The organism is Xanthomonas sp. SHU 199 (assembly GCF_000364665.1).
Lineage (GTDB): Bacteria > Pseudomonadota > Gammaproteobacteria > Xanthomonadales > Xanthomonadaceae > Xanthomonas_A > Xanthomonas_A sontii.
This window is the reverse complement of record NZ_AQOI01000007.1, coordinates 1-8122: the sequence shown is the minus strand read 5'-3', so window position 1 is coordinate 8122 and position 8122 is coordinate 1. Positions and strand designations below refer to the sequence as shown.

Annotated in this window: 7 protein-coding genes and 1 pseudogene; all 8 read left to right on the top strand. The window is 69.9% G+C overall.

From position 1 onward, the window contains the following. Nucleotides 1-312: pseudogene (locus D183_RS23665) on the top strand (hypothetical protein); the annotation flags it as partial. A gap of 126 nt (nt 313-438) precedes the next feature. Then, nucleotides 439-3552, top strand: a complete 3114-nt coding sequence (locus D183_RS0100450) for a TonB-dependent receptor (protein ID WP_017907248.1) — start codon at nt 439-441, stop codon at nt 3550-3552. Between the two features lie 85 nt (nt 3553-3637). After that, nucleotides 3638-4399, top strand: a complete 762-nt coding sequence (locus D183_RS0100445; RefSeq protein WP_017907247.1) for a Slam-dependent surface lipoprotein — start codon at nt 3638-3640, stop codon at nt 4397-4399. A 189-nt stretch (nt 4400-4588) separates the two neighbouring features. Then, complete coding sequence (locus D183_RS0100440) at nt 4589-6001, top strand: surface lipoprotein assembly modifier (protein WP_017907246.1); 1413 nt, start codon at nt 4589-4591, stop codon at nt 5999-6001. Next, entirely contained in the window at nt 5998-6624 is a 627-nt protein-coding gene (locus D183_RS0100435) for a biliverdin-producing heme oxygenase (protein WP_017907245.1), read from the top strand. The genes D183_RS0100440 and D183_RS0100435 overlap by 4 nt, the downstream gene beginning before the upstream one ends. A 13-nt stretch (nt 6625-6637) precedes the next feature. Next, entirely contained in the window at nt 6638-7036 is a 399-nt protein-coding gene (locus D183_RS0100430; protein ID WP_017907244.1) for a YbaN family protein, read from the top strand. A 109-nt stretch (nt 7037-7145) separates the two neighbouring features. After that, nucleotides 7146-7823: a tonB-system energizer ExbB gene (gene exbB, locus D183_RS0100425; RefSeq protein WP_017907243.1), complete on the top strand. Its 678-nt coding sequence runs from the start codon at nt 7146-7148 to the stop codon at nt 7821-7823. Between the two features lie 8 nt (nt 7824-7831). Continuing rightward, the coding region (locus tag D183_RS0100420; RefSeq protein ID WP_017907242.1) for a biopolymer transporter ExbD at nt 7832-8122 on the top strand (291 nt) is incomplete at its 3' end.

Genomic DNA, 8122 nt, shown 5'->3' with positions numbered 1-8122 from the left:
CTCGCGCCGCTCGACCCGCTGGCGGTCGGCGCCTGGCAACGCAGGCAACTGCTGTTCGACGCCACGCCGCTGGCACAGGTGCTGGAAGAGCTCTCGCGCTACCGACACGACCGGGTCCTGGTGCGCGATGCGCGCCTGCGCGCATTGCCGGTCTCCGGATCGCTGGACGTCGCCGACCCCGAGCGCGCGCTGCGTACCTTGCTCGACAGCCTCAACCTGGAGGCGCTCGACCTGGGAGTGGTCACCCTCGTGCACCGAGGTACGACGGAGGCGGCCACTGCCGCCGGCGCACAGAGCATGAACTCGAGATAAACAAGACCGGGCAGAGGACAAGACCAGGCCGTCGCGGCTGGGGGATCGGCCGGGACGAGCCCGTCTAAGCAGGAAAGAACGGAATGCGTTTCGTTCTCATCAAATATCTTCCTGCCCAGCGACCGTATGCCCATCCACCGCTCCACCGCCCGCCCCCGTCCCGCGCCGCGTCTCGCCCTGCTCAGCAGTACCCTCACCCTGATGTTGCTCAGCGCCGGAGCCCTGGCCCAGGTGCCGCGCGCGCCCGGCAGCACGGCGGCGTCGGTCCGCCATGCGATCGATCTGGAGGCGCAGCCGCTGCCGCAGGCGTTGCTGAAACTCTCCGCGCAGACCGGCCTGCAGGTGCTGTACGCCGGCCAGATCGCAGATGGAGCGAACGCCCCCGCGGTGAAAGGCGACTACAGCGCCGAACAGGCGCTGCAACGCCTGCTGCAGGGCAGCGGCCTGGTCGCACGGCGCACCGGCACTCGGGCGATGACGCTGGAGCGCGCCGCGGCACCCGCCGGGGCGATCGTCACCGATACGCTGCGCGTGGCCGGCGACGACCGCAGTGCCGGCGGCGACGTCCACGACCAGCGCGGCCGCGACGCGGTGTACGACCTGGACCTGTCCAGCGCGTACATCAGTCGCACCGAGGTGGAACGCTACAAGGGCGCCACGCCGTCGGATCTGGTCAACGGCGTCGCCGGCGTGTTCAGCGGCGATGCGCGCAACAGCGGCGCGCTGGATCTCAACATCCGCGGCATCCAGGGGCCGGGCCGGGTGCCGGTGAGCATCGACGGTACCGAGCAGGCGCTGACCGTGTGGCGCGGATACAACGGCGCCAGCAATCGCAACTACATCGATCCGCTGCTGATCGGCGGCATCCAGATCCTCAAGGGACCGTCGCTGACACGCAACGTCGCCACCGGTATCGGTGGCGCGATGGTGATCGACACCCTGGACGTGGACGACGTGCTCGAGACCGGTCAGCGCATCGGCGGCGAAGTGCGTGTGGAAGGCAGCAGCAACGCGGTGGCGCCGCGGCTGCCGCGGCTGCACACCGGCCAGGACTACCGCACGGTGACCGGCTTCCCGCAGAACGCGCCGAACGCACCCTACGAGGATCGCACCCTGCAGGTGCAGCCGCGCCACGGCGGTGGCGGCGACAACGTGTTCTCCGGAGAGGACCTCGCCTACCGTCTGGCGCTGGGCTGGCGCCCCGCCGACTCCGTGGACCTGTTCGCCGCCTACGCCTATCGCGACCGCGGCAACTACTATGCCGGCAGGCACGGCGCCGGCTACTACAGCCGCTCGCGCGGCTCCTCCGCCGACGACTACATCCTGTCGATGGCCAACTACTGGCGGCCCGGCGACGAGGTCGCCAATACCTCCAGCCAGATGGAATCGTGGCTGTTCAAGCTCGGCTGGCGGCCAAGCGAGGCGCAGGCGCTGCAACTGGGCTATCGCGACAGCCTCTCGCACTACGGCGAGGTGATGCCTTCGCGGATCATCGAATCGGCGAACCGCGCTGCGATCCAGTGGCCGCTGAGCCGGGTCGATGCGCAGGCCTGGAACCTGCGCTACACCTGGCACCCGGCCGACAGCCGCTGGCTCGACCTCGACGCCACGCTGTGGCGCACCGACACCGCCAGCGCCACCTACACCGCCGGCGGCTTCCCCAACTATGCGCAAGGGCCTGACAACCCGCTGCTCAGGAACACGGCCCTGGCCAATGCGCGCAACGACCGCACCGGGCTCACCGCGAGCAACCGCGTCCGCCTGGCCGATGGCCTCGATCTGAGCGTCGGCGGCAGCGTGCAGCACGAGCGCCTGCGCTCGGACGACGCCTATTTCGGCGTCAGCGATGGCTGGCGCATGTATCCGCGCGCGGGCCGGCGCCAGGAAAGGCAGGCCTACTTCAACGTGGAATGGCGGCCGCTCGAGCGGCTGGCGCTGAGCGCCGGCGCGCGCTACGCCACGTACTGGGCGTTCGACGACTTCCTGGCCGCGCACGCCGGGCAACTGCGACAGTCGCTGGTCGACGGCTACGAGATCAGCTATCGCACCACCCAGACCTACACCCAGGCCGAACGCGAGGCGTTGATCGCCGACCAGCTTGCCGGCAATCGCGAACTGCTGGACCTGGAGATCATCACCCATGAGGAGTACGACGCCATCGCCGCCGACCTGCTGCAGAACGTGCCGACCCAGTACGACGTGCAGCACAAGGCGCCATGGCAGGCCGATGCGCACGGCCGCTACACCAAGGCCGGCAATGCCTGCCTAAACGGATCGCTGGATGCGCTGCCCGGCACACTCGGGCAGACGTGCCTGGCCAGCCCCGTCGTCAGCACCGGCGACGCCAGGGCGCGCCGCCGCAAGGACCACGGCTGGATGCCGTTCTTCTCGGCGACGCTGGATTTCAGCGATGTCAGCAGGGCGTATCTGCGCTACAGCGAGACCTTGCGCTTCCCCAGCATGTTCGAGAGCACGGTTGCGTTCTCCGCCTCGCTCAATCCCTGGGACCTGAAACCCGAACACGCCCACACCTGGGAACTGGCCTACGTCCAAGACCTGGGCGCGCTGCTCGGCGCGGACACCACCGCCGACGTCAAGCTGGCCTACTACGCCATCAAGACCCGCGACGTGATCGAACGCGACGCGCAGTTCAAGTTCGACAACATCGACAAGCAGACCATCCGCGGCCTGGAGCTGCAGGGCCGCTACGACGACGGCCGCCTGTTCATCGATCTGGGGGTGAACTACACGCTGAAGAACGAAGTCTGCGACGAGACCACGGCAGCGCTGCTGTCCAGCAACAACGGCTATGTCATCGGCAGCGGCCGGATCGTGCCGACCTGCGTGGACTACGGCTTCGTCGGCGGCTACCTGCTCACCCAGAGCACGCCGAAGCTGTCGGCGAGTTGGTCGCTGGGCACGCGCCTGTTGCAGCGGCGCCTGGAGCTGGGCAGCCGCCTGACCTACTACCGGCAGTATCGCAATCCGGATCTGGAATGGTTCCGCGAGAACTCCGTGCAAGGCGGCGACGGCCGCCTGGTCTACACCTTCAACGTGCCCTTCTCCTGGGGCACCACGCTGCTGCTGGACGCCTACGCCCGCTATGCGCTGCGCAAGAACCTGAGCATCGAACTGGGCGCGACCAACCTCACCGATCGCTACTACGTCGACCCGGCCACCCGCTCCACGGTGGCCGCCCCCGGACGCACGCTGAAACTCAGCATGACCGGGAGATTCTGATCTCCCGCACGCCGTTCAAGGAGTGTGATTCGAACCGGACACGGACGTCCTTCCTCGTTCCAAACCAACCAGAAGGATCCATCGCATGAACATGAAACGTCCTCACGCCGCACTGCTGGGCCTGGCCATCGCCAGCGTACTGGGCAGCGCGCACGCAGCCCCGTTCCTGGGCAAGTCGAGCAACGAAAGCTACGTCAAGGTCGGCGAATCCACCGTCAACGGCGGCCCGCACCGTGCCGGCCAGGCCGGCATCGCGGTGAACTCGACCGGCCTGGACAAGCCGGTGGACTTCAAGGGGCTCTCGATGTACGGCGGCGTCGGCTCGGTCAAGGTGCTGAACTTCCCGTACAGCGGCGCACCGAGCAGCCACGACAACCTCGGCGTGTTCGCCTTCTCCCAGGTCGGCAGCCAGGACGTGTGGTTCGGCGAGTGGTACTCGCGCAAGGACAACGCCGATGGCCTGAACACGCACACGGTGTACTTCGTCGGCGACAAGCCGGACAGCAGCGTGCCCAGCGCCGGCACCGCCACCTACAGCATGGTCGGCATCAACGACTACAGCGCCGGCAACCAGTTGACCGGCACCTTCACCGCCAACTTCGGCACCGGCCGCCTGACCGGCTCGATCCAGAACAACGCCGGCTTCGCGGTCAACATCGGCACGGCCAGCATCAACAGCAACGCCAGCATCTCCGGCAGCAACGCCATCGCCCGCCAGTCCGGCAGCGTGGTCGCAGCCAACGGCGCGGTGTCCGGCCAGTTCTACGCCAACCAGGCCGCGCTGGCCGGCATCGCCGACTTTGCCGGGGTGAAGTACGACACCGCCTTCGGCGGCGCCAAGCAGTAATCCGTCTGCGCGGCACGTCCGCGCCTTTCGATCCGTACCCGGGCAGGACCAGCCACGACCATGCCAGTCCTGCTCCGCTTTCGCACCAGTTGCTCGATGCCTTGCATTTCTTCCGCGCGCCGACGGCGCGCACGCACGCTTGTCGCACTGACGGCCTGCCTCGCGTGGCTGGCGGCCGCGCCGTGCGCGATGGCGCAGGCGCAGGACGATACCCGACGCCTGCTCGAACAGCGCGACCAGGGCCAGGCGCTCGAACGCGAACGCGCGCTGGTGCAGGAGCCGGCCACCGGCGAGCGACCGAGCATCGTCGTCGACGGCATGTCCTACGTCGTCGCGCCGACCGCCAACGACGTCGGCCGCGCGCTGTACCTGTCGCTTCAGAACAAACAATGGCCGGCCGTGCAGCGGTTCCTCGCCGAATACCTGACCCTGCCCGAGCGCGACCCGCTGCTGGTGCATTACGCGCAGGGCGCGGTGGCGCGCAACCGCGGCCGCTACGGCGACGCCGAGCGGGAGTACCGCGCGCTGCTGAAGTTGCAGCCGGACTTCCTGCCCGGGCGTCTGGAACTGGCGCGGGTGCTGTTCGAGGACCAGCAGGACCGCGAGGCCGAACAGGCGTTCGCAGCCATTGCCGCCTCGATCGACGCTGGCGATCCCAGGACCGAGGGTGTGCGCAACACCATCGCCGGCTTCCGCCAGGCCTTGGCCAACCGGCGCGACTGGAACGGCACCTTCGCGCTGGGACCGGCCTGGAGCGACAACGTCAATCGCACCTCGGCCAGTTCCATCTGCCTGCTGCCGCTGGAAGGGCGCTGCTACTTCAGCCGCAGCACGCCCACGGCGATCGTCGCCTTCGGCGCCGACTACGATGCCAGCGCCGAACGGCGCCTGCCGCTGCGCGGTCACCATGGGCTGTACCTGCGCACGCTGCTGTTCGGCCAGAGCTATCGCGACAACGGCGCCTACAACGAACTCACCGCGCTGACCCAGGCCGGTTACAGCTATCGCAGCGGCCGCCACAGCCTGGCGCTGGCGCCCTCGTTCGATTACTACGCGCTGGGCAACCAGGCGCTGTATGGCGCCTGGGGCGTGCATGCGGAATGGAGTTGGAGCCTGTCGCCGCGGTCGCTGGTCAAGCTGGAAGGCGACTGGAAGGACATGCGCTACCGCCGCCGCGCTTACGCCGCCAGCTACGACGCGATCGTGCGCGGCGCCTCGGCCACCTATTTCCGCAGCCTGGATGCGCGCTGGACCGTGTTCGCCGGGGTCGACGCCAGCGACACTGCCGCCGTGCAGGACACCGAGGCGTACCTGCAGCGCGGCGTCCGCCTGGGCGGTTCGCGGCAATGGCCGGGAGGCATCGACGCCACCGTGTTCGCCTCCTACCGGCTGCGCGACTACGGCGCCTACAGCGCGGTCCTGCGCGCACGCCGCCACGATGCCGAGCGCACCTACACCCTGGTGCTGCGCGCGCCGCGCCTGGCGGTCGGCGGCTTCGTGCCGCTGCTGACGCTGCGCCACAACCGCGTGCGCAGCAACGTCGACTGGCTGTACGGCTACGAGCGCAACACCATCAACCTGAAACTGGAGCGCGCCCTGTGACGCACACGCCGTCGCCACCCGTTATCGCCCCCTCCCCCGCGCCGAGCCGCGCGCAGCGCCTGAAGGCCGCCACCGCGCAGGCGCATACCCGGCTGGACCGGCGCATCATGGCCGCGCAACCGTTCGCCTCGCGCGACAACTACGCGCGCTTCCTGCAGGTGCAATACCGGTTCCATTGCGACATGGAGCGCATCTACGCCAACCCGGTGCTGGCCAGCGTGGTGCCGGACCTGGCGCAGCGCCGGCGTCTGCCAGCGCTCGTGGCCGACCTGCACGACCTGGGCGTTGCGCTTCCCGCCGACCACGCCACCGCGCCCGGCAGCGCCGGCCACCCCACCCAGGTCGCTGCGCTGGGCTGGCTGTACGTGGCCGAAGGCTCCAACCTGGGTGCGGCGATCCTGGCCAGGCTGGCGGCGAAACTGGGCCTGCACGAGCAGTTCGGCGCGCGCCATCTGGCCGGGCACGAGGACGGGCGCGCGCAGCACTGGCGCCAGTTCGTCGCCGCGCTCGACCGCCTGGCGCTCGATGCCGGGCAGGAACAGGCGGTGATCGCCGCCGCGCGCAGCGCGTTCGCGCAGGTGCAGGCGTACGTGGACCTGCACCTGCCGGCGACGCCGCAATGAGGCCGATGCCGCCGTGGAGGCGACCGTGCACCTGAGCCGCGCGCTGTGGTGCGGCCTGGGCCTGCTGATGCTGGCATTGGGCCTGATCGGCGCCGTGCTGCCGGTGATGCCGACCACCATTTTCCTGATCTTGGCAGCGTACTGTTTTTCGCGCTCCTCGCCGCGGCTGGACGCCTGGCTGCTGGCGCATCCGCGCTACGGCGCGACGCTGCGCCTGTGGCGCGAGCAGGGCGCCATCACGCGCCGCGGCAAGTGGCTCGCCGCCAGCGGCATGGCGCTGGGCTATCTGCTGTTCTGCTGCGGCGCGCATCCCGGCGCGACGCTGGCGCTCGGCGTCGGCGCGCTGATCGCCGCCAGCGCCGCCTTCGTGCTGACCCGCCCTGCGCCGCGCGACGCGCCACCACCGCGCTGAATACCGTCCCGCCGCGCCGCCCTCCTACCACGCCGCCTCCCAGCCCATGACCACTATCGCCCCCATCTCCCCCATCGCACCGCGTCCAGCCGACCTCAGCGCCTGGCAGATGTTCCTGCATGCCGACCTGGTGGTGCAGGCGGTGATGATCGGCCTGGTCGTCGCTTCGGTCGCGACGTGGACGGTGCTCCTGGCCAAGCACCGGGAACTGGCGCGCGCCGGCGCGGCGCTGCAGGCCGCGCGCGCGGCGCTGCGGGGTTCGCAGCGGCTGCGCGAGACCGAGGCGCAGCCGGCGTTGGACACGCCTGCCGCCCGCGCGCTGCTGCAGGAAGCGCGCGCTGAACTGCAGCAGTCCAGCGGCCTGCGCGACGCGGCAGGGATCAAGGAACGGCTGGCTTCGCGCCTGGAGCGGGTGGAACTGGACCACGCGCGACAGTGGCGCCAGGGCATCGGGCTGCTTGCCAGCATCGGCGCCACCGCACCATTCGTCGGCCTGTTCGGCACGGTGTGGGGCATCATGCGCAGCTTCGTCGGCATCGCCCGCGCCAATACCACTACCCTGGCGGTGGTGGCGCCAGGCATCGCCGAAGCGCTGCTGGCGACGGCGCTGGGCCTGGTCGCGGCGATTCCGGCAGTGATGTTCTACAACCACCTCGCGCGGCGCCTGGGCGGGCTGCGCCAGCGCCTGGGCGATCTGTCGGCCGGTGTGCAGCAACTGGTGTCGCGCGACCTGGACCGCCTCCACGCCGACGCGCCGGCAGCGGCCGACGCCGCCGCCACGCGATGAGGCCGGCCATGGCGATCCGCACCGCACGCGACGACGACGACACCCTCGAAGAACAGCACGCGATCAACGTGACGCCGTTGATCGACGTGATGCTGGTGCTGCTGATCGTGTTCATGATCGCCGCACCACTGGCGACAGTGGAGGTGCCGGTCGAGCTGCCGGCCAGCGGCGCCGCGGCCGGCGCGCCCGACCGCGACCCGATTCTTCTGACCCTGGGCGCGGACCTGAGCCTGCGCCTGGACGAGCAGCCGATCGCCGCGCAGGCGCTGCGGCCGGCGCTGGACCGACGCAGCGGCGGC